Source organism: Gramella sp. MAR_2010_147 (assembly GCF_900105135.1).
Classification (GTDB): Bacteria; Bacteroidota; Bacteroidia; order Flavobacteriales; family Flavobacteriaceae; genus Christiangramia.
In genome coordinates, this window is sequence record NZ_LT629741.1 from 578224 (window position 1) to 603010 (window position 24787).

24 protein-coding genes and 1 other RNA gene are annotated in these 24787 nt (G+C 36.7%); 6 read left to right on the forward strand and 19 right to left on the reverse strand.

Features of this window, described 5'->3' with window-relative positions; genetic code table 11:
* The first annotated feature begins 5 nt into the window (after positions 1 to 5).
* Positions 6 to 2108: a polyphosphate kinase 1 gene (gene ppk1, locus BLT95_RS02490; protein ID WP_089664486.1), complete on the forward strand. Its 2103-nt coding sequence runs from the start codon at positions 6 to 8 to the stop codon at positions 2106 to 2108.
* On the forward strand, positions 2108 to 3013 hold the full coding sequence (locus tag BLT95_RS02495; RefSeq protein ID WP_089664487.1) for a rod shape-determining protein: 906 nt from the start codon (positions 2108 to 2110) through the stop codon (positions 3011 to 3013). The genes ppk1 and BLT95_RS02495 overlap by 1 nt, the downstream gene beginning before the upstream one ends.
* Here BLT95_RS02495 and BLT95_RS02500 read toward each other — a convergent pair.
* Both BLT95_RS02500 and BLT95_RS02505 read right to left on the reverse strand, forming a co-directional pair.
* Positions 3010 to 3591 (reverse strand): tRNA-(ms[2]io[6]A)-hydroxylase, encoded by a 582-nt coding sequence (locus BLT95_RS02500; protein WP_089664488.1) that lies wholly within the window; start codon positions 3589 to 3591, stop codon positions 3010 to 3012. The two genes, BLT95_RS02495 and BLT95_RS02500, sit on opposite strands and share 4 nt — an antisense overlap.
* A gap of 2 nt (positions 3592 to 3593) precedes the next feature.
* Positions 3594 to 5531 carry a DNA polymerase III subunit gamma/tau gene (locus tag BLT95_RS02505; RefSeq protein WP_089664489.1) on the reverse strand — a complete coding sequence of 646 codons (1938 nt, stop codon included), beginning with the start codon at positions 5529 to 5531 and terminating at the stop codon, positions 3594 to 3596.
* 114 nt (positions 5532 to 5645) lie between these two features.
* Here BLT95_RS02505 and rnpB point away from each other — a divergent pair.
* Positions 5646 to 5959, forward strand: an RNA gene (gene rnpB, locus BLT95_RS02510) — RNase P RNA component class A.
* On the opposite strand, the gene BLT95_RS02515 is transcribed toward rnpB, so the two are convergent.
* Genes BLT95_RS02515 through BLT95_RS02535 form a run of 5 tightly spaced genes read right to left on the reverse strand, consistent with a single transcriptional unit; the run spans position 5957 to position 9185 of the window.
* The gene (locus BLT95_RS02515) at positions 5957 to 6733 is read right to left on the reverse strand and encodes a glycoside hydrolase family 16 protein (RefSeq protein ID WP_231896399.1); all 777 of its coding nucleotides are present in this window, start codon (positions 6731 to 6733) and stop codon (positions 5957 to 5959) included. The two genes, rnpB and BLT95_RS02515, sit on opposite strands and share 3 nt — an antisense overlap.
* Positions 6734 to 6793: 60 nt before the next feature.
* Positions 6794 to 7174 carry a hypothetical protein gene (locus BLT95_RS02520; RefSeq protein WP_089664491.1) on the reverse strand — a complete coding sequence of 127 codons (381 nt, stop codon included), beginning with the start codon at positions 7172 to 7174 and terminating at the stop codon, positions 6794 to 6796.
* Between the two features lie 16 nt (positions 7175 to 7190).
* Positions 7191 to 7724, reverse strand: coding sequence for an RsmD family RNA methyltransferase (locus tag BLT95_RS02525; protein ID WP_089664492.1), 534 nt, complete (start codon positions 7722 to 7724; stop codon positions 7191 to 7193).
* Complete coding sequence (locus tag BLT95_RS02530; protein WP_089664493.1) at positions 7724 to 8563, reverse strand: DUF3822 family protein; 840 nt, start codon at positions 8561 to 8563, stop codon at positions 7724 to 7726. Before BLT95_RS02530 ends, BLT95_RS02525 begins: the two co-directional genes overlap by 1 nt.
* Positions 8526 to 9185: a hypothetical protein gene (locus BLT95_RS02535; RefSeq protein WP_089664494.1), complete on the reverse strand. Its 660-nt coding sequence runs from the start codon at positions 9183 to 9185 to the stop codon at positions 8526 to 8528. Before BLT95_RS02535 ends, BLT95_RS02530 begins: the two co-directional genes overlap by 38 nt.
* A 124-nt stretch (positions 9186 to 9309) precedes the next feature.
* Between BLT95_RS02535 and BLT95_RS02540 the strand changes: the two genes are divergently transcribed.
* The gene (locus BLT95_RS02540; RefSeq protein WP_089664495.1) at positions 9310 to 10746 is read left to right on the forward strand and encodes an AAA family ATPase; all 1437 of its coding nucleotides are present in this window, start codon (positions 9310 to 9312) and stop codon (positions 10744 to 10746) included.
* A gap of 25 nt (positions 10747 to 10771) precedes the next feature.
* Positions 10772 to 11518 (forward strand): 3-deoxy-manno-octulosonate cytidylyltransferase, encoded by a 747-nt coding sequence (gene kdsB, locus BLT95_RS02545; protein ID WP_089664496.1) that lies wholly within the window; start codon positions 10772 to 10774, stop codon positions 11516 to 11518.
* Here the strand turns inward: kdsB and BLT95_RS02550 are convergent.
* Genes BLT95_RS02550 through BLT95_RS02560 form a run of 3 tightly spaced genes read right to left on the reverse strand, consistent with a single transcriptional unit; the run spans position 11515 to position 14035 of the window.
* The gene (locus BLT95_RS02550) at positions 11515 to 12822 is read right to left on the reverse strand and encodes a deoxyribodipyrimidine photo-lyase (protein WP_089664497.1); all 1308 of its coding nucleotides are present in this window, start codon (positions 12820 to 12822) and stop codon (positions 11515 to 11517) included. The genes kdsB and BLT95_RS02550 overlap by 4 nt on opposite strands.
* Entirely contained in the window at positions 12822 to 13520 is a 699-nt protein-coding gene (locus BLT95_RS02555; protein ID WP_089664498.1) for an SDR family oxidoreductase, read from the reverse strand. Before BLT95_RS02555 ends, BLT95_RS02550 begins: the two co-directional genes overlap by 1 nt.
* A gap of 5 nt (positions 13521 to 13525) precedes the next feature.
* Complete coding sequence (locus BLT95_RS02560; RefSeq protein WP_089664499.1) at positions 13526 to 14035, reverse strand: SRPBCC family protein; 510 nt, start codon at positions 14033 to 14035, stop codon at positions 13526 to 13528.
* 151 nt (positions 14036 to 14186) lie between these two features.
* On the opposite strand from BLT95_RS02560, the gene BLT95_RS02565 reads away from it, so the two are divergent.
* Positions 14187 to 15035 carry a DUF2911 domain-containing protein gene (locus BLT95_RS02565; protein WP_089664500.1) on the forward strand — a complete coding sequence of 283 codons (849 nt, stop codon included), beginning with the start codon at positions 14187 to 14189 and terminating at the stop codon, positions 15033 to 15035.
* Positions 15036 to 15163: 128 nt separating this feature from the next.
* Here the strand turns inward: BLT95_RS02565 and BLT95_RS02570 are convergent, their stop codons facing one another.
* The 9 genes from BLT95_RS02570 to BLT95_RS02610 form a co-directional block, all read right to left on the reverse strand.
* The gene (locus tag BLT95_RS02570) at positions 15164 to 16132 is read right to left on the reverse strand and encodes a Gfo/Idh/MocA family oxidoreductase (protein WP_089664501.1); all 969 of its coding nucleotides are present in this window, start codon (positions 16130 to 16132) and stop codon (positions 15164 to 15166) included.
* Entirely contained in the window at positions 16129 to 17832 is a 1704-nt protein-coding gene (locus BLT95_RS02575; RefSeq protein ID WP_089664502.1) for a sodium:solute symporter, read from the reverse strand. The genes BLT95_RS02570 and BLT95_RS02575 overlap by 4 nt, the downstream gene beginning before the upstream one ends.
* 108 nt (positions 17833 to 17940) lie before the next feature.
* Complete coding sequence (locus tag BLT95_RS02580) at positions 17941 to 20430, reverse strand: PIG-L family deacetylase (RefSeq protein ID WP_089666825.1); 2490 nt, start codon at positions 20428 to 20430, stop codon at positions 17941 to 17943.
* Positions 20431 to 20500: 70 nt separating this feature from the next.
* Positions 20501 to 21040, reverse strand: coding sequence for a mechanosensitive ion channel domain-containing protein (locus BLT95_RS02585; protein WP_089664503.1), 540 nt, complete (start codon positions 21038 to 21040; stop codon positions 20501 to 20503).
* Entirely contained in the window at positions 21040 to 21927 is an 888-nt protein-coding gene (locus tag BLT95_RS02590; protein ID WP_089664504.1) for a septum formation inhibitor Maf, read from the reverse strand. The genes BLT95_RS02585 and BLT95_RS02590 overlap by 1 nt, the downstream gene beginning before the upstream one ends.
* Positions 21928 to 21950: 23 nt before the next feature.
* Positions 21951 to 22541, reverse strand: coding sequence for a Maf-like protein (locus BLT95_RS02595; RefSeq protein ID WP_089664505.1), 591 nt, complete (start codon positions 22539 to 22541; stop codon positions 21951 to 21953).
* A 4-nt stretch (positions 22542 to 22545) separates the two neighbouring features.
* Positions 22546 to 23460: a geranylgeranylglycerol-phosphate geranylgeranyltransferase gene (locus BLT95_RS02600; protein ID WP_089664506.1), complete on the reverse strand. Its 915-nt coding sequence runs from the start codon at positions 23458 to 23460 to the stop codon at positions 22546 to 22548.
* A gap of 4 nt (positions 23461 to 23464) precedes the next feature.
* Positions 23465 to 23980: an HAD-IIIA family hydrolase gene (locus BLT95_RS02605; protein ID WP_089664507.1), complete on the reverse strand. Its 516-nt coding sequence runs from the start codon at positions 23978 to 23980 to the stop codon at positions 23465 to 23467.
* Positions 23964 to 24725, reverse strand: coding sequence for a Rossmann-like and DUF2520 domain-containing protein (locus BLT95_RS02610; protein ID WP_089664508.1), 762 nt, complete (start codon positions 24723 to 24725; stop codon positions 23964 to 23966). The genes BLT95_RS02605 and BLT95_RS02610 overlap by 17 nt, the downstream gene beginning before the upstream one ends.
* Between the last annotated feature and the right edge of the window lie 62 nt (positions 24726 to 24787).

Here is a 24787-nt window from a genome sequence, read left to right on the forward strand (position 1 = left end):
CCTTTATGGCCGAGAAACGTTATATAAACAGAGAGTTAAGCTGGTTATCTTTTAATGCCAGAGTTTTACAGGAAGCCGCAGATGAAACAGTCCCCTTAATTGAAAGGCTTAGGTTTCTCGGAATATTTTCCAATAATCTTGATGAATTTTTCAAGGTTAGATATGCCACGGTTAAACGTATTGACCTTGCCGGAAAAGCTGGGAAAAGTGTTTTAGGCGGAATAAAAGCCAGTAAACTTCTTGAAGCGATTACCAAAATTGTGATCGATCAGCAGTCTGAAAGTTTAAAAATTCTTGAAGACATTCAAACTAAGCTACGAGGTCATAACATAAATATTATAAAGGAAAATGAGGTAACCGGAAGTCAGCAGGAATTCATTAAAAACTTTTTCCTTAGTAAGGTGAGTCCGGCTCTGGTAACTATAATTTTGAATGATCTTCCTGAAATGCCTTCATTAAAGGATAGCGCGGCCTATTTAGCGGTAAAAATGGTTATGACAGATGAAACCGAGCCTGCCCAGGGAATTGCAAAAATCCTTAATAAACCACCAAAAGAAAAAAGGTATGTCTTAATTGAAATCCCAAGAAATATAGAACGCTTTGTGGTATTGCCGGAAGAAAATGGAGAACAGTTTATAATACTATTAGATGATCTCATTAGGTATAATCTAAATACCATATTCAATATTTTCAAATATGAAAGCCTTTCGGCTCATATGATCAAAATTACGAGAGATGCAGAGCTGGACCTGGATAGTGATCTTAGTAAAAGTTTCATCGAGAAGATTTCAGATAGTGTAAAAGACAGGATAAAGGGTGACCCTGTTAGATTTGTTTATGATAAGAACATAGACAGTGATACGCTCACCTACCTTATGAATAAGATGGGGATTGATTCTACTGATAGTATTATACCTGGCGGTAGATATCATAACCGCAGGGATTATATGGATTTTCCAAGTATAGGAAAAGAAGATCTTTATTATGAAGTGAGGGAGCCATTGCCCATTCCCGGGTTAATTCTTCAAACAAGTGTATTAAAAGGAATTGCCGAAAAGGATTATTTGCTTTATACACCTTACCAGAGCTTTGCCTATGTTGTTAAGTTTTTGAGAGAAGCAGCTTTAGATCCTAAGGTTAAGACAATAAAAATCACGATTTACCGGCTCGCAAAAATATCACATATCGCCAGTTCGCTTATTAATGCGGTTAAAAATGGTAAAAAAGTTACTGTTCAAATCGAGCTTAGAGCAAGATTTGATGAAGTTGCAAATATTCGGTATGCAGAACAGATGCAGGAGGAGGGTGTAAAACTTATCTTTGGAGTTCCCGGTCTCAAAGTTCACTGTAAGACCTGCGTTATTGAAAGGGAAGAAGAAGGTAAACTTAAAAGATATGGCTTTATAAGTACCGGGAACTTTAATGAAAATACTTCCAGGGTTTATACAGATTATACTTTATTTACTGCCGATCCTTCTATTCTGAAGGAAGTCAATATGGTATTTGACTTTTTTGAAACCAATTACAAGGTAAATAAATACAAACATCTTATTGTTTCTCCTCACTATACCAGGAATGTAATTTATAATCTTATTCAAAATGAGATTGATAATGCTAAAAATGGCAAGCCATCTGGGATTCGTCTAAAACTGAATAGTCTTTCAGATAATGGCGTAATAGATAAGCTATATATGGCCAGTAAAGCGGGAGTGAAGATAAAACTAATTATTCGTGGTATATGTTGTCTGGTTCCCGGTGTTGAAGGCTTAAGTGAAAATATTGAAGCTATAAGCATCGTGGATAAATTTCTGGAGCATCCCAGAGTTTTTATATTTGAGAATAATGATGATTCCCGGGTTTATATTTCTTCCGCAGATTTTATGACGAGAAACCTTGACCAGCGAGTAGAGATTTCTTGCCCTATTTATGATGAAGATATCAAGCAAGAACTTATGGAAACATTTGAAATTAGCTGGAGCGATAACGTGAAAGCAAGAAACCATTGCCGTGGTATGGAAAATCCATACAGGGATAACAAAGAACCAAAACTGCGCTCACAGTTCGCTTTATATGATTATTATTTAAAAAAAATTGATATTAACGAGTAATGATAAAACAAAAAACATACGCCGCAATTGATATTGGTTCCAATGCCGTTAGACTTTTAGTGTCTACCATTACAGAAAAAGAAGGTATGGAAACTAACTTTAGAAAGACTTCTCTTGTTAGGGTTCCAATTAGGTTGGGAGCAGATGTATTCTTAAAAAAGAAGGTATCTGAAAAGAATACCACAAGAATGATAGATACCATGCATGCTTTTAATTTAATTATGAAATCTCATGGTGTTGAAAAATATAAGGCCTGTGCCACTTCAGCAATGAGAGAAGCACAAAATGGGGATGAAATTGCGCAAATTATTAAGAAGAAATCTGGGTTAGATATTGAGATCATCGATGGAAGTCACGAAGCCGCTATTATTGCAGCAACAGATCTTCATGCGCTTATTCAAAATGACTGTAATTATCTCTATGTAGATGTGGGGGGAGGTAGTACCGAGTATACCATGTACAGCAATGGTAAAACGGTGGCCTCAAGATCTTTTAAGGTGGGTACCGTAAGGATGATGGAAGATCTTGTAGAACATAAGACCTGGGAAGAGATGCAGCAATGGGTAAAGGAAACCACCAGAAATTTTGAAGAAATAGATCTGATTGGTTCCGGAGGAAACATCAACAATATTTTCAAAACGAGCGGAAAAAAGGTAGGGAAACCCTTAAGCCTCAAATATCTTAAAGATTACGATGAGAAGTTGAATTCTTACACTTATGAAGAGAGAATTACAGAGTTGGACTTAAAGAATGATAGGGCAGATGTAATTATTCCTGCATCCAGGATCTATGTTAATTCTATGAAATGGGCCAAAGCAAATTGGATACATGTCCCTCAAATTGGTCTTGCAGATGGGATCATAAAATCTTTATACAACGAATCAAATAGGAAAAAGAAGGCCTAACCGTGAATGCTTTCGTCTTTTCCAAGATCTTTCATGATCTTTGCTTCAAACTCTAAGAGTTCCTGCCATTTTTGATCTACGATCTCGCGATCTCCGTACTGCCTGGCAAATTTGAGGAACATCGTATAATGGTTTGCCTCGCTCACCATAAGATCACGGTAAAATTTTGCAAGTTCTTTATCTTCCAGTTCTTCAGATAGAAGTCTAAAGCGTTCACAACTCCTGGCTTCAATTAAACCTGCAATTAATAAACGATGAACCATTTGTGTGGTTCGACTCCCACCTTTTGGAAAGAAATCACGTAATTTCAATACATATTCATCTTTCCTGTCACGTCCCATGGTGAAGCCCATATTGAGAATGCGATCATGAACCATTTTAAAATGCCCCATCTCTTCTCGGGCTAACGCAGTCATAGCAGTTACTAATTCTGAATATTCAGGGTAAGTGACAATCAAGGAAATTGCGGTTGATGCTGCTTTTTGCTCACAATAAGCATGATCTACAAGGATGTCTTCAATATTTTTTTCAGCAATATCAGCCCATCTTGGGTCTGTAGGTAATTTTAGTCCTAACATATCTAAACGTCTAAATCAAAAGTTGCCCTAAGTTTATCTAAAAGGGGATTTGCCTCCTTAAGTTTCTCGTATTTCTCTTGTGGTGTAAAAGCGTATTTCCTGGAAGTTGCTTCATCTACGTGGATATGTAGACGAATATGCGTGTTTCTTAAATGGGCTTTCAAATACGCCATGAGCCTGTTTTCTTCTCTTTCAAGATCCAGTTTCATGGTCTCATTGGGAAAAGTAAGATGAATATCTTTTCCTTGAAGTGTAGGAGTTTGTGATTCAAAAATAGATGCAAGTATCTTTTCTCCTTTCCTCTTTAATTTATCGGTATAATTTTTCCATTGGAGTACGAGATCTTCTTCACTAAAAGAATCATCCATCACTTTTTCTACAGGCATCATCGCCTTTTGCTTTTCAGCAAGTTCTTTTTTCTTGCCAATACTCTTCATAGATAGCCCGGAAACTTTTTCTCTTTTAATCTCAGGAAAAGCTTTTTGTTCCGGTTCTTTTTCTGCTGAAGTTTTTACTTCCTTACTCTTGTTTTGCTTGTCTGGAACTGATTCATTTTTGGCTAAGACTTCATTCTTCGGTTCGTGAATTTCATTTTCATGAGGGATGGATGTCTTAGAATCATCTGCCGCTTCAGTATCCTGAATATTTTGTGCTATTGTGCTTGTATCTGCGGGACGGTCTTCTGAATAGTAAATATCTTCTTTCTCATCAGTACAGCTTTCCTTTGAAACATCTGGTTTAGGAAGTGGAATTTCTTCTGAAGGAGAAGAATTATCATGTTCATTTTCTCTGACGAGAGTTTTTTTCTCTGTAGGAATACTCACAGCTTCCTGTTCAAAGTTTGAAGCAGGAACTATCTTGCGATCAGACTTTTTTTTTTCTGAATCAAAGCTAATCGATGCAAGTTGCATCAGGCAAAGCTCTACCAATAATCTTTGATTATGACTGCTCTTATATTTTAGATCACAGGAATTTGCAAGTTCTATAGCTTCCAGTAAAAATTGATGTGAAGTTTTTTGAGACTGTTCAAAATATTTAGCTTTTGTTTGATCCCCAACTTCCAGTAGGGCAATGGTCTTTTGATCTTTGCAAACCAATAAATCTCTAAAGTGCGAGGCAAGCCCGGCTATAAAATGATGACCATCAAAACCACTGGAGAGAATATCATTGTAATTTACGAGTAACTGTGGGATATTATTCTCCAAAATCAGGTCTGTTACCTGCATATAGGTGTCGTAATCCAACACATTCAGGTTTTCGGTTACGGCCTGTCTTGTAAGATCATTTCCGCTAAAACTAACCACTCTGTCATAGATAGAAAGAGCGTCCCTCATAGCACCATCAGCTTTCTGCGCGATAATATGCAATGCGTCATCTTCGGCATTTACACCTTCCTGCTGGGCGATGTGTCCTAGATAATTTTTAGCATCGGTGACGGTGATTCTCTTAAAATCGAAGATCTGACAACGAGAGAGTATCGTTGGTATAATTTTATGTTTTTCTGTAGTTGCAAGAATAAAGATCGCATGTTTTGGCGGCTCTTCCAGAGTTTTTAAAAAGGCATTAAACGCGGAAGCTGAAAGCATGTGAACCTCATCTATAATATAGACCTTGTAATTCCCAACCTGAGGCGGAATTCGTACCTGATCTATTAGATTACGAATATCATCTACAGAGTTATTGGAAGCGGCATCCAGTTCAAAAATATTGAATGCAAAATCTTCATCTGGATCCTGCGTTTCTTTTTGATTGATCATTTTCGCAAGAATACGGGCACAGGTAGTTTTACCAACCCCACGCGGACCTGTAAATAACAGTGCCTGGGCCAGGTGATTGTTGTTTATGGCATTTGCCAGGGTATTTGTGATTGCCTGTTGGCCAACAACATCTTTAAAGGTTTGCGGCCTGTATTTTCTTGCCGATACTACGAAATGCTCCATCCAAAAGATTTGAATTACAAATATAAAAATCACAAGTCTAAACGCCAGTGTAGAGATGCTTATTTATGAACAAATACGGGAAGAAATCAACATAAATTAACTTACATTTGTCGGGAAGCAGGCCGCCTTATCGTTCCGACATTATTTCGGAGAGGAAAGTCCGGACACCGTAGAGCAGCATAGTGGGTAACGCCCATCGGTCGTGAGATCAGGACAAGTGCAACAGAAAGAATGTACAGGTTAAGCTGTAGTGAAACCAGGTAAACTCTATGCGGTGCAATGCCATGTATACCGGTATCTAAGGATCGCTCGTCCGTTGCCGGAGGGTAGGCAGCTAAAAATTAGCGGTAACGCTAATTTCAGATAAATGATAAGGAGTCCGATCAATTATCGGATGACAGAATCCGGCTTACAGGCCTGCTTTTTTATTCTTCAATTTGTTTATAAACCCGCACGTAATCTACAAGGAATTTTTGAGGAAAGATCTCTTTGTCTACTTCTCCCGCCCAATTACCGCCCAGGGCAAGATTTAAAATAAGATAAAATGGCTTTCTAAAAGGATTGTTTTTACTACCTGCCTGGTCAATATCAAAACTGTAGTACAGGGAATTATCAATAAGAAACTCAATTTTTTCTGAAGTCCAGTTAACAGAATACACATGAAATTTCTTTGAAGGATTGCTTATTGCTTTAACTCCCCCGCTAGATTTGATTCCCTGAGGATTGTCCCAGGGGTAATGTACGGTCGCATGGATCTCATTGGGTTCTACACCCACATGTTCCATAATATCAATTTCCCCGGCGTATGGGTATTCAATTTCCTCAAAATTTGCTCCCAGCATCCAGATAGCAGGCCATACCCCATTGCCTTCAGGTAATTTTGCACGTACCTCTACACGTCCATATTTGAATTCAAATTTGTCTTTAGTGTTGATGCTGCCAGAGGTGTAGTTGGAAGATTCAGTATTTATGCGATAGTTTTTTATGTTAGGATCAAATCTTTTATTCTTGAAATGTTCTTTTTTGGCAATTAATTCCAGCTTTCCGTTCTTGATAAGAACATTCTTTTTTCTTTTGGTGTAGATCTGTTCCTCCAGATTCCTTATAAATCCTGTTTCATAATTCCATTTTTCAGGATCGGGTTTTCCGGTATCGAGAAATTCATCACTCCAAACCAGTTGATAATTTTGGGCTTTAAGCATTTGAAAGGATTGTAAAATAAAAAAGCAGCTAAAAATAATTGGGAAATATTTCATCTAACTTCAATTAGCAGAAATGATGCCATTTGCCCAAATAATTGCTTCTTCCTTGTTTTGAAATAACTCATAAGGAACGGGGGAGAAGTTCTTCTCAAAATTAGCAGTCTTTAATTTCTCAATTTTATCGCTAATTACTGCGATGCCTTTCAGTTTATTTATTTGAATAAGATCAATATACACCACAGGGTTCACATTATAATTATACTTCCTGTGAGTAATGTAAACAAAGCTTCTATCTTTAAAATGACTGATACAGATCTCACGGAGTTTTTCGATATGCTCCTTTTCAATGATTAGATCTTCTTTTATGGTTGAAATAACCATCGATTCATAGAAAACAAGATTTGTGAAACTTAGTTCAAGTTCTTTAGTAGATTGGGTCATAACTGAAGATAGTCAATTATTCGAAAAAACTAAAGACAGAACCACCATATTTGCGACTTTCCCTGAAGTTTTCAAGCTCTGAAAGATCGGTGTGTTTAGAATGTTCAATAATTAACTGTCCATCTTCATTTAGCATATTATTTTGAAAAACCAGCTCACTTATTTTAGCAAACTTCTTATCATCAAAATTATAAGGAGGATCTGCAAATATGATATCCGCTTTTACTGATACTTTTTCAAGATATTTAAATACATCACTTTTGATGGTGGTGATAGGGAAGTCAAGTTCTGCAGAAGTTTTCTTGATAAATTTCACACAGTCAAAATTGGCATCTACAGCAGTAATAGTTTTAGCACCCCGGGCAGCAAATTCATAAGCGATGTTTCCTGTACCCGAAAAAAGATCAATAATGCTGAGATCCTGAAGATGATAGTGGTTATTCAGGATATTAAATAAAGCTTCCTTGGCAACATCTGTAGTAGGCCGTACAGGTAATTTTGACGGAGCTGTTATTCTTCTTCCTTTATGAGTTCCTGAGATAATTCGCATTATAGAGATTGGATTAAAAGATACTCAGAGCGTTCTTCTTCCGGTTTGTTTTCAGTGTTAAATTGAAAAGAATGAAATGGCCCCATAAATGAAATATTTTTGATGTAATTCCAGGCCATTTTATATTCTTCAGAATCTTTCGAGATATCCCCAAACATGATCAGTTCAAATTCATGTGGATCTAAATTAAGCTGTTCCGCAGTAAATAACAGATAATAAAGAAAATCTTCTTTGGTATCGTATTCAAAACTATTTGCAAAGATTAGTTTACTATGCTCAATAACTACCAATTGGTAAGTATTAAGATGGGAATGTAAATAGACTTTTGGTGCAGAATTTTGGTTTGGAATACTAAGTAGAGAATCAATAAGGACACTTAAACTGTGACGATATTCAAATTCTCCGTATTTATCAAAAAAATAGTTGTTGATATTCGCGTATGGAATATAGACATTCACAATATCCTTTTGAATCTTATCAAAAGCAATAAAATCGGTCTTAAGAATTTTTGTATTGAATTTTAGAAAGCTTGCAGCATGGTCTTCATCAAATAATTCTTCTGGTACCAGCGTAAAAAGGCTGTTGGTATACAGAAGTTTAACTTCGTCTACAGGTTGATTCAATTTCTCCTCTTGCTCATAAGCAAGCTCTATTCTGGATAATACTTTAACAGGATCCAGTTGCTTTTCAAATTGGACCTTTTTAAAATAACTTATCGTGTTATCCTGTAGATCCAGCATACAAAAAGAAAGTCCATTCAAGCTAACCTGAATGGACAATTTCTTATTGTGTGTATTTTCTCTAGTTGTCTCTTTCTCCACCATACCTGTCAAATCCATTACCACTGGTACTAACTTCGGTCATGGAACCAACACTAATATAACGACCGTTAACATCGTCAACAGACTGTACTTCGTTTTCCTGAAGAACTAGTGTTCTATCCTGGTCTCCAAGAACAACAGCTTTGGCGATTCGGGCTTCAAACACCGGAATTTTATTTTCTCCTTTAGTGATCGTACCTGCTTTAAGTTCAAATTTCTCATCTACACCTTCTACTGGTACATTCATCATTGTACGATATCTTTCTTCATTTCCTTTAAATAAAGAATCTTTTACTGGAACGAATCCAAGCGTATCAATGATCACTTTTTCTATGTATTGATCTACACCATAGGTCTTTTTGTATTCTTCATCAAGAAGTGTAGTATCACGACGTTGAGTAATAGCAAATTCTGCCGTATCAAGGAACCTTACCAGCTTATCCCAGTCTCCCTGGAATTGCCCGGTTACTTCCTGATGTGCTAATTCGGCGTTTCTGATGTCTTTAAGGTTTTTAATCACCTTAGTGTATCTTTTCTCCTTTACTTTGTTAAATTGAAGTGGTTCGTAAACCGCGTTGAAAGTAAGATATGCCAGGAAGATAATCACCAACCAAAGAAGTATCTGTATTACAAATCTCATGCTTTAATAGTTTATGTTTTAATTTGAAGGTTATTGGTTACACGCAAATCTACAACTTTTTTTTATTCGTAAAAGTTTCTGCCATAAAAATCCATTCTTATCTTTGAGATTTTATGCACTTTCTATGGAAAAAATCACTCCAGATTCCTTTTTTAAATTATTAATCGAAGATCTAGGATTTAAAGCTACAGATAAACAGGATGTCGCTTTGCAAATGTTATCTGAATTTGTAGTTAGTGGAGGGAAAGACAGGCTCTTTTTACTCCGGGGATTCGCCGGAACTGGAAAAACAACCATCATAAGTACGCTGGTGAAGAATCTATGGAAGATAAGGAAATCTGGTGTCTTACTGGCACCTACGGGTAGGGCGGCCAAGGTAATCTCTAATTACTCTAAAAAAGAAGCTTTTACTATTCACAAAAAAATATATTTTCCTAAGAAATCGAGTGGAGGAGGGGTTCAATTTACACTTCAGCCAAATAAACATAAAAACACATTGTTTATTGTCGATGAAGCATCGATGATTTCAGACGATGGGGGAAATTCAAAATTATTTGAAAATGGCTCTTTGCTGGATGATCTTATTCAATATGTGTATCAGGGACATAATTGCCAGTTAATCCTTATTGGAGATACTGCGCAGTTACCTCCGGTAAAGATGGATCTGAGCCCGGCGCTGGAAGAACAAAAGCTTGAATTCAATTACAATAAGCAGGTATCTTTTATTGAACTGGATGAAGTAGTTAGGCAGAGTGAAGAAAGCGATATTTTGCATAATGCGACTCTTATCCGGGAAAGTTTGCAGGAAGAGTTCTATGAAAGTTTTCAATTTGAACTTACTCAGAATAAAGATGTAATTAGGCTGATAGACGGATATGAAATCATGGACGCCATCCAGGATTGTTATACTTCAGACGGGCATGAGGATACAAGTATTATTGTTCGTTCTAATAAACGAGCGAATATGTACAATCAGCAAATTAGATCCAGGATCCTTTTTCAGGAAGAAGAACTTTCCGCTGGTGATTATTTAATGGTGGTGAAGAACAATTATTTCTGGGTAAAACCTACCAGTGAAGCTGGGTTTATTGCTAATGGAGATATTGTGAAGGTTCTGGAGATCTTCGGATTCAAGGAACTTTATGGATTCCGGTTTGCTGAAGTTCAGGTACAAATGGTAGATTATCCAAAAATGAGACCTTTTGAAACTGTGATCATGCTGGATACTTTAACCAGCAATACACCTTCGCTTACTTATGATGAATCAAATAAATTATACGAAGAGGTAAAGAAGGATTATGCTAATGAGCGTTCTAAGTACAAGCAGTTTATGAATATTAAGAATAATAAATACTTTAATGCGCTTCAAATAAAATTTTCCTATGCGATCACATGCCATAAATCACAAGGGGGACAATGGAAAAATGTATTTATCGAGCAGCCATATTTGCCAAATGGCGTAGGAAAGGAATACTTGAGATGGCTTTACACCGCCATGACAAGAGCACAGGATAAATTATATCTCATAGGTTTTGGAGATGATTTTTTCACAGCTAACTAATTACTATTTTTACTGAAAAATTGAAATGAAAGAAACTTCTAAAAACCGGATCATAGCCATGATCCCTGCACGTTATAAAGCTTCCAGATTTCCGGGGAAATTAATGAAAGATCTTAATGGTAAGACGGTAATTGTACGTACTTATGAAGCTGCGGTAAATACAGGTCTTTTTGATGAAGTTTATGTGGTTACAGATAGTAATAAGATCTTTGATGAGATAGTAAACGAAGGCGGACAGGTAATAAGAAGTAATAAAGAGCATGAGTGCGGAAGCGATCGTATTGCTGAAGCTGTTGAGAAAATGGAAATAGATATTGTGGTGAACGTTCAGGGAGATGAACCATTTATAGATAAAAATAGTCTGGCAAAATTGCTCGAGGTTTTTGAACAGGAAGGGGCTGAAGTAATAGATCTGGCATCTTTGAAAACACCATTGAAAGATAGCGACGATATTACCAACCCTAATAATGTAAAGGTGATTACCGGGAAAGATGATTTTGCACTTTACTTTTCGAGATTTCCAATTCCGTATCCCAGAGATACTTCCGCGAATGTCACTTATTTCAAGCATATCGGGATTTATGCTTTCAGAAAATCAGCCTTGATGGATTTTTACCGTTTACCAATGCTGCCTTTGGAAGCTGCGGAAAAGATAGAATGCATAAGGTACCTGGAATATGGTAAAAAGATAAAGATGGTAGAAACCAGTGTAAAAAGTATTGGGATAGATACTCCCGAAGATCTTGAAAAAGCAAGGAAGCTACTTAGTTAATTACTAACAGCTTCTTTATAGGTTTTGAGTGCTCTTTCCCTGGCTTCTTTGTGATCTACCATTTTTTCAGGATAGTCATCAGTGCCATATTCCGGAACCCACTCCTTAATATAATCTTTATTCTTGTCGAACTTCTCAATTTGCGTGGTTGGGTTAAAAATCCTGAAATAAGGTGCAGCATCTACACCGCTACCAGCCACCCACTGCCAGTTTCCAACATTGGATGACATTTCATAATCCAGTAATTTCTCAGCAAAATAAGCTTCTCCCCAACGCCAGTCTATCAACAGGTGCTTGCAGAGAAATGACCCAACGAGCATTCTGATCCTGTTATGCATAAAACCTGATTCATTTAACTGGCGCATTCCGGCATCAACTAGAGGATAACCTGTTTTACCCTGTTTCCATAATTCAAATTCCTCATTATTGTTTCTCCAGTTTATACGGTCATATTTTTTTTTAAAAGCATCTGTGACCGTATCTGGAAAATGAAAAAGTATTTGCATAAAAAATTCCCGCCATACTAGTTCGTCCAGAAAAGTTTTGTTTTGCTCTTTATTCGCATCCCGAACCATTTGGCGCACACTCACCGTTCCAAACCTTAAGTGAGGTCCTAAACGGGAAGTACCTTCTACCGCTGGATAATCTCGTTTATCCTTATAATCTTTTATAAGACCAGGTGTTAACTTATAATCCGGTACTTTTAGTGAAGATTTTTTGAAACCTATATCGGCTAAGCTCAAATTTGGCAATCTTGAATTCTCATAAAGATTGTCCATATACCTTTTCGTATAGTGAAAATCCAGATCTATTTTACTGAATTTATCCCTCCATAGATTTTTGTATGGTGTATAAACTACATAGGGATCACTATCTTTTTTTACCACTTCGTCTTTTTCAAATATCACCTGATCTTTAAAATCAAGAAAATCGATATTATTTTCTGATAAAAGTTGCGCTATTTTCTTGTCGCGTTCCTTAGCATAAGGTTCATAATCTCTATTTGTAAAAACCTTTTCAATCCTATAATCCGAAATTAGTGACTTGAATATTCTTTCGAGATTCCCATGGAATATAGCGATAGAGCTTCCATATTTATCCTGAAGTTCATTTCTCATTTTCTGAAGTTCATCGAAAATAAAAGTTACCCGTGCATCATTTTCGGGTAATTTTTCAAGGATCTCAGGATCAAATATGAAAATAGGTAAGACTGGTAAACTATCCTGAAGTGCCGCTTTAAAACCTGCATTATCATCCAGCCTAAGATCTCTTCTAAACCAGAAAACATTTACGTTCTTGCTCATTAATTACTATTTATAGTTGAAAGTCCTCCATCAACACCAAGAACCTGCCCTGTGATCCATGTGCTGTTATCACTCAATAAGAACGCTGCTAAATTGGCGATATCTTTAGGTTCGCCAACTCTTTTTAAAGGATGTCTCTGGTCCATTTTTTGTCTCTTATCATTGTTAGACAATAATTTTTCTGCAAGAGGGGTATCGGTTAGAGAAGGGGCGATCACATTCACTCTAAAACTCGGAGCATATTCAGCAGCCAAAGATTTTGCAAATCCTTCTATAGCTCCTTTGGCCGCTGCCACATTAGTATGGAAAGGCATTCCCACTTTTACGGCAACTGTACTAAAGAAAACAAGACTTGCCTGATTAGAATTTTTCAATTTCTCGAGAACACCTTTGACGCTTCTCACCAATCCGAAGAAATTCAGATTCATTTCCTTTTCAAAATCTTGTGGTTTCATCATTTTAAAAGGTTTAAGGTCAATGCTTCCCGGGCAGTAAACCAGTCCGTCTATAGTATCTGGTAAGTCAAGATCAGCAATATTATCTTTCAAAACGTCAAATTCTAAGTGCGTTACTTTTTTAGCATCCAGATTTGCATTGCTTCTGGAAGCGATAAAAATATTATTATTATCATTTAGCAATTCTGCAATCTGATAACCAATTCCGGTAGAACCACCTATTAATAAAATATTCTTTTTCATCGTTCTTAATTTAATATATCTTGTTTTAAAGTTTTTGAACTATCTGACTCCTCTTTAAACTCTCCAAAAAGCTCTGTGAGTTTCTGTCTTCGATAATCAAAAATTTCTTTAAGCTTTGGTTTAACCATGAAAGGATGGACCATCTGGCCTAAAACTCCAAAAGGTAATTTGTAATCTATAATATCTTCCATTTCCACTCCGCCGGGGACGGGTTTAATAAAATGTTTGTGATGCCAAAGTGCATAAGGCCCAAACCTTTGCTCATCTACAAAGTATTCTCCCTCTCTCACATGGGTTATTTCTGTAACCCATTTGGTTTTAATACCGGCTACGGGAGTAACGATATACTGGATTATCTGTCCCTGAAACATTGGTCTGTCAGCTCCTGAAAGTATTTCAAAACCCATATAATCTGGAGTTATCACTTTTAAATTTTCAGGATCTGAAAGAAAATCCCAGGCTTTCTTCGGGCTGATAGGTAGTTTTTGCACACTTCGTAATGTGTAGATCTTCATTTTATTGCTTTGATGTAAAATTACAGTTCATTTTGTTTAAAGTAAAATTAAAATAGTTAAACAAAATATAAACTGATAAGATTGAAATTTTAATAATAGTATTTAATAACATTGCTTCTTGTTATATTTACCAGAACTTAAATTAAATAACATGAAAAAACTACTATCACTGGCAGTCATTCTTTGCCTTTCATTTTCAGTAAACGCTCAAATTGAAGCTCCGCAGCCAAGTCCTTTTGGAAAGCTCGAACAAAAAGTTGGACTTACCGATGTTACGATCGAATATTCCAGACCGGGAATGAGAGGCAGAACTATTTTTGGAGACCTGGTGCCTTACGGAGAAGTTTGGAGAACAGGTGCCAATGCTAATACAAAGATCACATTTAGTGACGATGTGAAAATTAATGGCAAGGAACTAAAAAAAGGCTCGTACGCAATATATACGGTTCCTTCTGAAGACTCATGGGAGGTAATGTTCTATTCTGCAACAGATAATTGGGGAGCACCACAAAAATGGGATGAAAGCAAAGTTGCATTAAAAGCAACTGCAGAAACTATGGAAATGCCAATGCCAATGGAAACTTTTACTATTGTTGTTGACGATCTTAAAAATGATTCAGCAAGCTTGAACTTTATTTGGGAAAGTACTATTGCCATGTTGAAAATGGAAGTCCCCACAGATACTAAAACAATGGCTAGTATTGAGAAAGTAATGAACGGCCCTAATGCCAACGATTATTTTGCTGCGGGTACATATTATCATGAAGCAGGAAAAGATCTTGAAAAGGCTTATAAATGGGTGTCTAAAGCTACAGAAATGGCTGGTGACCAGGCTTTCTGGATGTTAAGAAGAAAATCTTTGATCGAAGCTGAAATGGGCAAGAAGCAGGAAGCGATTGCGACGGCTAAAAAGTCTATGGCTTCAGCTGAAAAAGCTAATAATGCTGATTACGTGAAAATGAATAAAGAATCTATTGCAGAGTGGGGAGGAAGTAAATAATTTCTAAAATCACTTATACAGAAAGGTTTTCTAATTTCTCAAATCGTCAAGCTGAATTTAATTCAGCTTCTCTTGGGATCCTAATCAAGTTCAGGATGACGTAACAGATTTTAGAAAACCTTTTTTCTTTAGTACTCTAAACCTATTTCGTTACGAATACTATCCAGTAAACTTGCAAGACCTTTAGTTTTGTCAAGGCTCCAAATATCACTCTCGATTTTTCTTTGCTGAAGCATTTCAGTAACGTGAGCCGCCTCAAAATTATAGCCATTGGCTTCGACTCCAAATTCTTTTAACTCACTCTTAGCTTTAGAAATAATTGTAACTGTGGTAGGCTCATGAAACCTTGAATTAAGAATAATCGTTCCTTTTTCCAGTTTTATTTCAGCAATAGTGGGAGTTTTCTCTTTAAATGTCGAAAAAAGATCTGCTTTCACTCCATTGGGATAGTTGAAGGTGATACTACATTCTGTATCTACACCAGTTTCAGCAAATTGAGCATTGGCTTTGATATTAATGGGTTTCCCTAAAATACTGTAAGCCATAAAAACCGGGTAGATCCCAATATCCAGAAGGCTTCCACCTCCAAGGGATTTGTTGAACAGTCTTTTGGACTTATCAAATTTTGCAGGAAATCCGAAGTCTGCTTTAACTGATAGTACTTTCCCAAATTCACCCGATTCTATTTTTTTAGAAACATATTGAAAATGCGGTAAAAACTTGGTCCAGAGCGCTTCCATTAAAAAGACTTTTTTTACCCTGGAAAGAGCTATCATTTCTTCAGTTTCCTGAGCATTCATAGCAAAAGGCTTTTCACAAAGTACCGCCTTCCCGTGGTTGATGCATCGTAAAGTAAGCTCACGATGAAATGCATGCGGAGTGGCAATATAGATCACATTTACATTTTCATCGTTCATCAACTCTTCATAAGACCCGTATGCTACTTTAGTTTGATATGTTTTTGAAAAATCCTGTGCGTTTTTAATATCTCTGCTTGCCACGGCATATAATTCAGCATTTTCAACCGAAGTGAGTCCTTCAGCAAATTTATTTGCAATCTTTCCAAGACCTATAATACCCCATTTTATTTTCTTCATATTTTACGTAAATCAGAATTTCCAGATTTAAATAATTGTATTAAAAATGCCAGTGCTATCACCAACAGGCAGCCAAGAACATTAAGCCATAAATAAGGCATAAGGTCAAGTTTAAATACCAGGAGGACGACTGCCTGGGTAATAATGGCTGCTATAAATACTGCATTGCTTTTTACAGTTTTAATAAAGAATGCCAGCAGGAATATTCCCAGAACATTACCGTAGAAAAGGCTTCCAATGATATTGACCAGCTGAATAAGATTGTCAAAGAGATCTGCGAGACTTGCAAATGCTATAGCAATAAGCCCCCACATTAAAGTGAACCATTTTGAAGCGGCTAGATAATGTTCTTCGGTCCTTGCTTCTTTATGGTTTCTTCTATAAAGGTCAATTACTGTAGTAGATGCCAGCGCATTTAATTCTGAAGCAGTTGAAGACATGGCTGCAGATAAAATTACTGCAAGTAAAAGTCCAATAAATCCTTTAGGAAGATTGTTTAGAATAAAGTGTATGAACACATAATCTTTGTCATTACTTTCAGCTTCTTCATCTGAAGCGTCTATAAATTCTTTTGAACGCTCCCTTATTTCATTTTGTTCTTTATCCAGCCTGTTATATTCTTTTTCGAAATCTGCAATTTCAGACTGGCTCATTTGAGATTTATTCTCGGCATAATTTAACCCAAGATTTTGTCTTTCCAGTTGAATCTCCTCATGCTGAAGCATAAGATCTTTATACTGTTCGGCATAATTAGAGTTGAGAACCGTTTCTGTGGCCGCGGGATTAAAATTTAAAGGAGCGGTATTAAACTGATAAAATACAAATACCATTACTCCAACCAGAAGTATAAAAAACTGAAGTGGCACTTTTAATAATCCGTTAAAGATCATTCCCATCTGACTTTCCCTTACAGAAGCACCGGTGAGGTATCGCTGCACCTGACTTTGGTCTGTCCCAAAATAGGAGAGGGCAAGAAAACTTCCTCCTATAAGACCGCTCCACAGGGTATAACGGTTTTCAAAATCAAAGGAATAATCAAGAATGTCCATTTTACCGCCGGCGCCGGCAATTTCGAGCGCATTGGTAAATCCTACAGAATCTGGTAAATAACTTAGAATAATAAAAAATGCCACGACCATTCCCGTAAAGATCACAGCCATTTGTTGTTTGTGGGTCACACTAACCGCTTTGGTTCCGCCGGAAACGGTATATATGATCACTAAAACTCCTATTATTACAGTAAGATAGGTGAGGTTCCAGCCCAGAACAGCAGAAAGGACTATTGCCGGTGCGAAAATGGTGATCCCGGCTGCAAGCCCTCTTTGTATAAGAAATAAGATGGCAGTAAGTGTCCTGGTTTTTCTGTCGAATCTGGTTTCAAGATATTCGTAGGCAGTATATACTTTAAGCCTGTGATAAATAGGAATAAAGACCATACATATAATGACCATGGCAATGGGTAATCCAAAATAGAATTGTACAAAGCCCATCCCATCATGAAAGGCCTGGCCAGGAGTGGAAAGAAAGGTGATCGCACTGGCCTGTGTAGCCATGACAGATAATCCAACTGTCCACCATTTCGCATTTTTACCACCTCCAATATAATCTTCTACATTTCTACTACCACGAGATTTATAAACGCCATACCAAACAATAAAGGCAATGGTTCCTGTAAGGATTATCCAGTCTATTAATTGCATATCAGGCGAAAAAATTCATTATTAAATAAAACGCCAGAATGTAAAGTGCGTTTGCGATTAGTACAAGGCTATAACTTTTCTTCCAATGATACTTTTCTGGTGTATCCATTATTTACCTATTGAGATTAGATTAGCAAATAGTCTAAACGCCCCTGGGACAGCTTCAGGAAACTGCCTGAAAAAGCTGATGCCTGTATAAATATAAAAGCCATCACCATATTTAGTTACCAAAAGGCTACCATTCTTAGGAGATTCATTTTTATCATGCATGCTAAGTATAGGGGTGAAGTTTTCATCCCAGCTGTCGGGAAAATAGAGTCCGCGTTCCTGTACCCATCCATCAAAGTCAGCTTTAGTTAATTTATTAGGTGAATTTAATACCATATGATCGGGTTGAAGAAAAGTGATTTCTGCATTTTCTTCAGTGACTCTATCTCTTGAAAGATCTAAGGGATATGGAGCTAGATTATCCAGAAGTAATCCGCGACTGGTGTTATATTGAACGATCATCGTTCCGCCTTGTTTTACGTAATCGAATAAAATATTTTGTTTAAATTTTAATTCTTCAACGATGTTATAAGCCCTGATCCCAATCACTACGGCATCAAAACTTTTCAGGTAATCACTTGAAATGGAGGCCGGAGATATTTTTGTTACATCGTATCCAATTTGTTCCAAACTTTCTGGTACTACATCGCCAGCGCCTTCAATATATGCTATATTCTTACCTTTCTTTTCGATATCAAGCTTTACCAGTTTTAGACTGGCGGGCATAATAATATTTTGATCAGGAAAATGCTCATAATTTATTTCGACCAGTTTTTCTTTATACTTTTCGCCATTTACAGTGGCTACGGTAGTAAGACTGGATTCACTCTGAGTTTTGGGAGGTGTTATCTTAAACGTAAGACTGGCATTACCTCCTTTTTGAGCTATAGAAAAATTTGTTTTAACAGGTTCTATTTTCCAGCCTGTACCCGCTTGTAAATTCAGTTCACCATTAATATTCGCTTTGTTGGAAGTAATCAGCACCTCTACAAGCCTTGTTTCAGAATTATTGAATATCAATACATCTTCCTTGAAATTCAGTGTAATTGCAGGGACTATTTCAAAGTTTTTATAGGTTTCACCAAACACCTCGTCATTGTATTTATAAACTACCGGTTTATGAAAATCAATTTTCACACCATTAAAGTTGATATTAAAGGTTGCCTTAGTGTTTAGCGGTGTCTCTGGAAGACCCCGTAAATTTTGATCTTTCACTGCATACATTCCCATGCTTCCTTTTTCCTTCAACCAGTATGGAGTTGTAAACTCTGCGGAAGAAGGGATTCTGAAAATCATATTGCTATCCCAACCTTCATTGTTTAATAGGTTTGCGTCAGGTTGAATTTTAGAATTATTAGGAGTCAATTCAACAGAGCTTAACTGGATGTTTTCATCGCTCCTGTTTATGGCTTCCAGTCGTACTTGTAAATCTTCGGAAGGTGTTGTCGTTGCTTTTTCAGCTATAGCCTCAAGATACAGCCCCGATGCAGCATAGATGATATCTTTTATTTCTTCAGTTTTGATCTCCCTCCAGTGATCGTCCTCAAGATCCTGAATTAGACTATATGCCTTTAATAATTGCGGTAGATGTTTGGAAGGCTGTTCAAAATTAAAATTATCTTCCACACTTTTTAAAATTTCGGAAATTGCCTTTCCGCCTTTTATACGATTCCAGGAAGTATCTATGCCTCCAAATATGCCAGAATCTTTCTCCGGTAAATCACCTTTTAGTAATTCCAGATATTCCATCTGTTTTCCACGACTTCCCGTACTCCCAAACCCCTGCGAACGATGCTGACTTCTACTTAGGGATGCAATTTCAGGATTTGATAAACCTCTGATAGGAAAATAGGTTCCGGTATCAAAGCTTAAAAAGTTAGATTTATCTGCTTCCTGAAATGCTTCATCGCCACCATAAAACCAGGGTGAAGTGTTAAAAAACAAGCGTTGAGGCTGGTATGCATCAACATATTCAAATTGTGAGCTATAGGCATCCTTGTTTCCAGCCATTTCAAAGGCCTCAAAACTGAGCATTGCCGAAGAAGTATGATGACCATGGGTACTGCCGGGAGTGCGGTGATCAAATCGGTTAATGATTACATCTGGCCTGAATTTTCTTATAATCCATACCACATCACTTAAAACTTCATCTTTATTCCATATCTCCAGAGTTTCTGCCGGAGTTTTTGAATACCCAAAATCATTAGCTCTCGTAAAAAATTGCTGCCCTCCATCTATTTTTCTGGCTGCAAGCAACTCCTGTGTTCTAATTAAACCTAATTGCTCCCTTAATTCCGGACCGATGAGGTTTTGACCGCCGTCGCCTCTGGTTAAAGATAAATAAGCAGTTCTTGCATTCTTTTCATTAGAAAAATAGGAAATAAGCCTGGTGTTTTCATCATCCGGATGCGCGGCGATATAGAGAACTGAACCCAAAAAGTTCAGTTTTTTTATATGGTTGTAAATTTCAGAAGAACTCCATTTTTCCGGTGCCTGTGCTTTTCCAACACAAAAACATAGAAGAAACAGGACAAAAAATAACTTGCGCATGAACTTACGGTTTTCCCAAATATAAAAACTTTCAATGCTCCCCGGTGAATATTTTCGGCTTCTTTTAATTTTAAAGAGCTTCCTTGCCATCATCATGTCTTCCCTGAACCTGAACCAGTGAAACAGCTTTTTGAAGAATAAGGTTGTTGGGGTAGGTAATTAATTCTCCTTCTGAGGTTCTTAGATGGAGGTGAAACGCCTTAATGTCTTCAATTTCTGCTTCAATGGGCATATCTTTATCATGAATTTTAATGGTGTCTCCAATTTTATAGGGAAATGAAAAGAACATGATCACCCCTGAGGTGATATTGCTAAGAATAGACCAGATTGCAAATAGGGCAACCCCAATTACTGCAAAGGCCGAAGAAAATATCAGGGATAATTCGGTTAAACCAACTCCCCAGGCAATAGCCAAAAGGAATGCCGCTACTAGAAGGATGAGTATGTTGATATATTTAAACATAAGCCGCGTCCTGGTAAGGCTGATTTCACTTTTTTTACCAACCTTATTAGCTGCTTTTTTCAGAAGGAACTGAATGACCGAAAGAAGAATAAGTATACCTGCCGTATAACTCAATTCATACCTGTAAGAAAATAGGATCTCGTACATTAATTTAAATCTAATTTTTGCCGTAAAGGTAGGTCTTTATTAGAATTTTTATTCCAATAATCACTTTTTAGACGTTGTTTTTTGATTGCTTTTGTTGTTAAAACCTGGGCGTTCTCACCAAATCCAGAAGGATAGGATTCTTCCCATTTTTCTATAGTAAACGGAAAGGTCCTGCTATAGTATATTTTAAGTTCCCTCTTTAATTCAGGATAGGTCAATTGGTACACATTAAATTCATCTGTAGTAAAATATTCTCCTGAAGCGCTATATGCTTTTACTGGCTGATGGCTAAATCGCAGGTATTCAAAAGATGGAAGCATTTTAAATTCTCCCGTTGGGAGTTTGTCATGTTCAATTCTAAGACGATTCCATATCTCATTCTCCAGAGGAATTTTCTCAATTTCAATTTCCTGGTCTGCTTCTCCTGCAAAATAAGAATGACTGGTTAAATTAAAATTCTTGCGATTGTTGAGCTGCATATAAACCTGTCCGCACCATTCCTGTATAGATGTTGAAACTTTTAAAGCATGTTCTTCCCCATTTAGAGGATAAAAACTGCTTTGCATAACACTATAAGGATATATCCCTGTGATAAAATTTTTGGTTGCGTTTAATTTTAATACAGAAATGTTCTCCTCGTTTTTAGTATTGGCTTTTACCTGTTCATCTGGTAGAAAATCTTCCGTTACATAAATGAGTACTGCTTCACCTTCTCTTATTTCACCGTATCTTGCCTGTTCCAGATCATACGAAGTGATTTCGGCTTCGCCTGAATACCAGTAATCTTTAAATTCAGTAGAAAGTTTTAGCTCGGTTTTTTCTTCGGAAGGATTTCCACAGGAAAAACAAAGTGCAGCAAAAAGACAAATAGTAAGAAACCGAAACATATTTTTTATTAAAGTTACAAATTTCAGGAGTTAAGCATTTCTTTTAAAGTCTTATAAACTTCGTACGTAGGAAGTCCTACCACATTAAAATAACTGCCTTCAATTTTTCTTATACCAATAAGTCCAATCCATTCCTGTATTGCGTAGCCTCCAGCTTTGTCAAATGGTTTATAGTTGGTAACATAATATTCAATTTCTTCAATGCTCAATTCTGAAAAATAAACTTTGGTGGTATGGTTCAGGATCTTCTGTGAATCTTTTGAAGTAAAGCAAACGGAGGTGATCACTTCATGTCTTTTTCCTGAAAGAGAACTGATTATTCTTACGGCTTCAGCATGATCCTTAGGTTTTCCCAGCGCCTCGCCATCATTGTAAACGATAGTATCGCTCGTGATCAAAATTTGATGTTTTTTAAGTTCATTTTTAAAAGCTTCCGCTTTAAGTGCCGAAAGGAAATCTGTGATTTTCTCCCTTTTTAAATGTTCGGGAAACACTTCATCTACAGGTCTAACGTCTATTTTTACCGGGATATTAAGATCTTCAAAAAATTGTTGTCTTCTTGGTGATCCCGATGCCAGGATGATTTCGTGATCTTTCAGTAGTTCTTGTAGCATATATTTAGAGTAAAATGAATTGCAGTAAACCAATGGAGATTAACCCGAAGAAAAGAACGAATTTCAGAATAAGACTAAGCCTGGTATATTCAGATTTTTTTTCAGCAGTCCAAATGTTCACCAGAAAGAAAAGGAGTGGAGCTACCAATAAAAAAAGCGCATAAACCACCGCTGCTATATTTTCGAAAAGGTATTGATAGATATAATAGATTAAAAAAATCAATGGCGCAAGTCCAAGAATAAGAAGAATCCTGTTTGTTCGCTTTTTGCCAAGGGTTATAGGAAGTGTTTTATAACCTGCATTGTAATCGCCGTCTATATCTTCCTGATCTTTTATGATCTCTCTCAATAAATTCACCAAAAAAGCAAAAATGGAATAGTCTATTAAAATTGAAAATATCACCGACTGGGTTTGCTGATTTTGCGGCGTGATTGCGGGTAAAAGGTCATAAAGGCCAACACCAACAGGAATAAGCCCTACAATTAGACTTACCAGAATATTACCAACTAGAACCGTTTGCTGAAGCTGAGAGTTATAAATATATAATGCGGCAGAACCCAGGATAAAAAATGCTGAAAACCCAGGTTTACCTATCATATTTGAAAGGTAGAAACCTAATCCAACTCCAATAATATTCAGAATAAAGAATAATCTATAGGCAGTCTTTTCTGAAATATGGTGATTTATAATAGCACGAGAAGGTTTGTTTTCAAGATCTGCCGGGATATCATAAATATCATTGATCACATAACCTGATGCAGCTACACAAACTACCGCCAGCACTAGCATAGAGAAACCGAAAAGGTTTAAAGTGATCGCAACTCCAAAAGGTTCAAATAATCCATATTTGATAAGAAACATGGTAAGCGCGATAAAAATGAGATTGCCCGCTCTAATAAGCTTAAGATAATGTAGCATTCAATCAGGAATTTTTATCCATCCATTTTCCCTGAACTTTCATCACCTGTTCGATAACATCACGAACACATCCTTCACCGCCTTTTTTGTGGGATACATACAAAGAAACATCTTTCACTTCAGGTACCGCATCCTGCGGGCAGCATGGCAATCCAACCAGTTTCATGGGGTAGTAATCTGGAATGTCGTCTCCCATATATAGCACCTGCTCCGGTTTTATATTGTAAATATCAAAGAATTCATCCATTTGCTCTACTTTATCACTAATTCCAAGATAAATATCGGTGATTCCAAGATCACGAAGACGTTGTCTCACGCCTTCATTTTTCCCCCCGCTGATAATGCATACGGTATAACCAGCATTCTGAGCCATTTTCATGGCATAACCATCTTTTGTATTCATGGTTCTAAGAAGTTCTCCTTTTGTAGAAATTTGTATGGATCCGTCAGTTAATACTCCATCCACGTCGAAAACAAATGTATTTATTTGATTTAGGTGTTCTTTATAGCTTTTTTCCATGTAAGTTCTGAATAGATTCGGTTAAAATAGTATAGATTTTTTTTCGGTCTTCATCCAGCATTTCCAGATGTGCCGCTATTGTTTTTTGATCATTTCTAAGGGCAGGCCCTGTTTGAGCTGAATATGGATCCAGGCTTTCCAGCTTATTTACCGTCTCTTTTATAAGTGGTCTTAAAATATCAAATGGAAGTTCTTCTTTTTTGCAGAAATCGGCAGCCAGTGTAAATAGGTGATTACTGAAATTATTAATAAAAACGGCGGAAACATGAAGTGCCTTACGCTGGTCTGAATTTACTTCAAAAACCCGATCGCTTATTCTGGATGCGATCTTTTTTAGAAAATTTAAATTCTTTTCTGAATTGGCTTCCAGGCAAAGTGGGATTTCTCGAAAATTAACAGCTTTGTTTTTCGAAAAAGTTTGGAGGGGGTAAAAAACGCCATAGTTCTCAAATTTTGATAATATAGTGAGAGGTTGGCTACCTGAAGTATGAGCAACAATTCCATTTTTTGAATCAAGTTTTTCAGCGATTTCTTCAATGGCCTCATCTCTAATAGCAATTAGATAAAGATCTGCTTCCTGGATCGCTTCTAAAGATGATACTCTTTTTGTAGGATCTTCCACAAAATACAGATGCTGTTTATTTCGGTTAAAAACCTGAATGACATCCAGTTGCTTGGATTTTGAAAAGCTTTGGTACAAGTGAGTTGCAACATTGCCAGCACCAATAATTACCACTTTGATCATGCGGCTAAAATACCAAAAATTTCAAGCAGGTAAAATTAACATTTGTAGACTTCAGAATGAAT

What these genes read in the sequence shown, in the direction of transcription:
- BLT95_RS02505 (WP_089664489.1), bottom strand. Translation starts at nt 5,531, where the DNA reads ATGGAGCATTTCGTAGTATCGGCAAGAAAATACAGGCCGCAAACCTTT.
- BLT95_RS02610 (WP_089664508.1), bottom strand. Translation starts at nt 24,725, where the DNA reads ATGATCAAAGTGGTAATTATTGGTGCTGGCAATGTTGCAACTCACTTG.
- BLT95_RS02590 (WP_089664504.1), bottom strand. Translation starts at nt 21,927, where the DNA reads ATGTTTCGGTTTCTTACTATTTGTCTTTTTGCTGCACTTTGTTTTTCC.
- kdsB (WP_089664496.1), top strand. Translation starts at nt 10,772, where the DNA reads ATGAAAGAAACTTCTAAAAACCGGATCATAGCCATGATCCCTGCACGT.
- BLT95_RS02530 (WP_089664493.1), bottom strand. Translation starts at nt 8,563, where the DNA reads ATGGATTTGACAGGTATGGTGGAGAAAGAGACAACTAGAGAAAATACA.
- BLT95_RS02600 (WP_089664506.1), bottom strand. Translation starts at nt 23,460, where the DNA reads ATGCTACATTATCTTAAGCTTATTAGAGCGGGCAATCTCATTTTTATC.
- BLT95_RS02595 (WP_089664505.1), bottom strand. Translation starts at nt 22,541, where the DNA reads ATGCTACAAGAACTACTGAAAGATCACGAAATCATCCTGGCATCGGGA.
- BLT95_RS02555 (WP_089664498.1), bottom strand. Translation starts at nt 13,520, where the DNA reads ATGAAAAAGAATATTTTATTAATAGGTGGTTCTACCGGAATTGGTTAT.
- BLT95_RS02570 (WP_089664501.1), bottom strand. Translation starts at nt 16,132, where the DNA reads ATGAAGAAAATAAAATGGGGTATTATAGGTCTTGGAAAGATTGCAAAT.
- BLT95_RS02525 (WP_089664492.1), bottom strand. Translation starts at nt 7,724, where the DNA reads ATGCGAATTATCTCAGGAACTCATAAAGGAAGAAGAATAACAGCTCCG.
- BLT95_RS02565 (WP_089664500.1), top strand. Translation starts at nt 14,187, where the DNA reads ATGAAAAAACTACTATCACTGGCAGTCATTCTTTGCCTTTCATTTTCA.
- BLT95_RS02580 (WP_089666825.1), bottom strand. Translation starts at nt 20,430, where the DNA reads ATGCGCAAGTTATTTTTTGTCCTGTTTCTTCTATGTTTTTGTGTTGGA.
- BLT95_RS02515 (WP_231896399.1), bottom strand. Translation starts at nt 6,733, where the DNA reads ATGCTTAAAGCCCAAAATTATCAACTGGTTTGGAGTGATGAATTTCTC.
- BLT95_RS02605 (WP_089664507.1), bottom strand. Translation starts at nt 23,980, where the DNA reads ATGGAAAAAAGCTATAAAGAACACCTAAATCAAATAAATACATTTGTT.
- BLT95_RS02500 (WP_089664488.1), bottom strand. Translation starts at nt 3,591, where the DNA reads ATGTTAGGACTAAAATTACCTACAGACCCAAGATGGGCTGATATTGCT.
- BLT95_RS02560 (WP_089664499.1), bottom strand. Translation starts at nt 14,035, where the DNA reads ATGAAGATCTACACATTACGAAGTGTGCAAAAACTACCTATCAGCCCG.
- BLT95_RS02495 (WP_089664487.1), top strand. Translation starts at nt 2,108, where the DNA reads ATGATAAAACAAAAAACATACGCCGCAATTGATATTGGTTCCAATGCC.
- BLT95_RS02520 (WP_089664491.1), bottom strand. Translation starts at nt 7,174, where the DNA reads ATGACCCAATCTACTAAAGAACTTGAACTAAGTTTCACAAATCTTGTT.
- BLT95_RS02585 (WP_089664503.1), bottom strand. Translation starts at nt 21,040, where the DNA reads ATGTACGAGATCCTATTTTCTTACAGGTATGAATTGAGTTATACGGCA.
- BLT95_RS02535 (WP_089664494.1), bottom strand. Translation starts at nt 9,185, where the DNA reads ATGAGATTTGTAATACAGATACTTCTTTGGTTGGTGATTATCTTCCTG.
- BLT95_RS02575 (WP_089664502.1), bottom strand. Translation starts at nt 17,832, where the DNA reads ATGCAATTAATAGACTGGATAATCCTTACAGGAACCATTGCCTTTATT.
- BLT95_RS02550 (WP_089664497.1), bottom strand. Translation starts at nt 12,822, where the DNA reads ATGAGCAAGAACGTAAATGTTTTCTGGTTTAGAAGAGATCTTAGGCTG.
- ppk1 (WP_089664486.1), top strand. Translation starts at nt 6, where the DNA reads ATGGCCGAGAAACGTTATATAAACAGAGAGTTAAGCTGGTTATCTTTT.
- BLT95_RS02540 (WP_089664495.1), top strand. Translation starts at nt 9,310, where the DNA reads ATGGAAAAAATCACTCCAGATTCCTTTTTTAAATTATTAATCGAAGAT.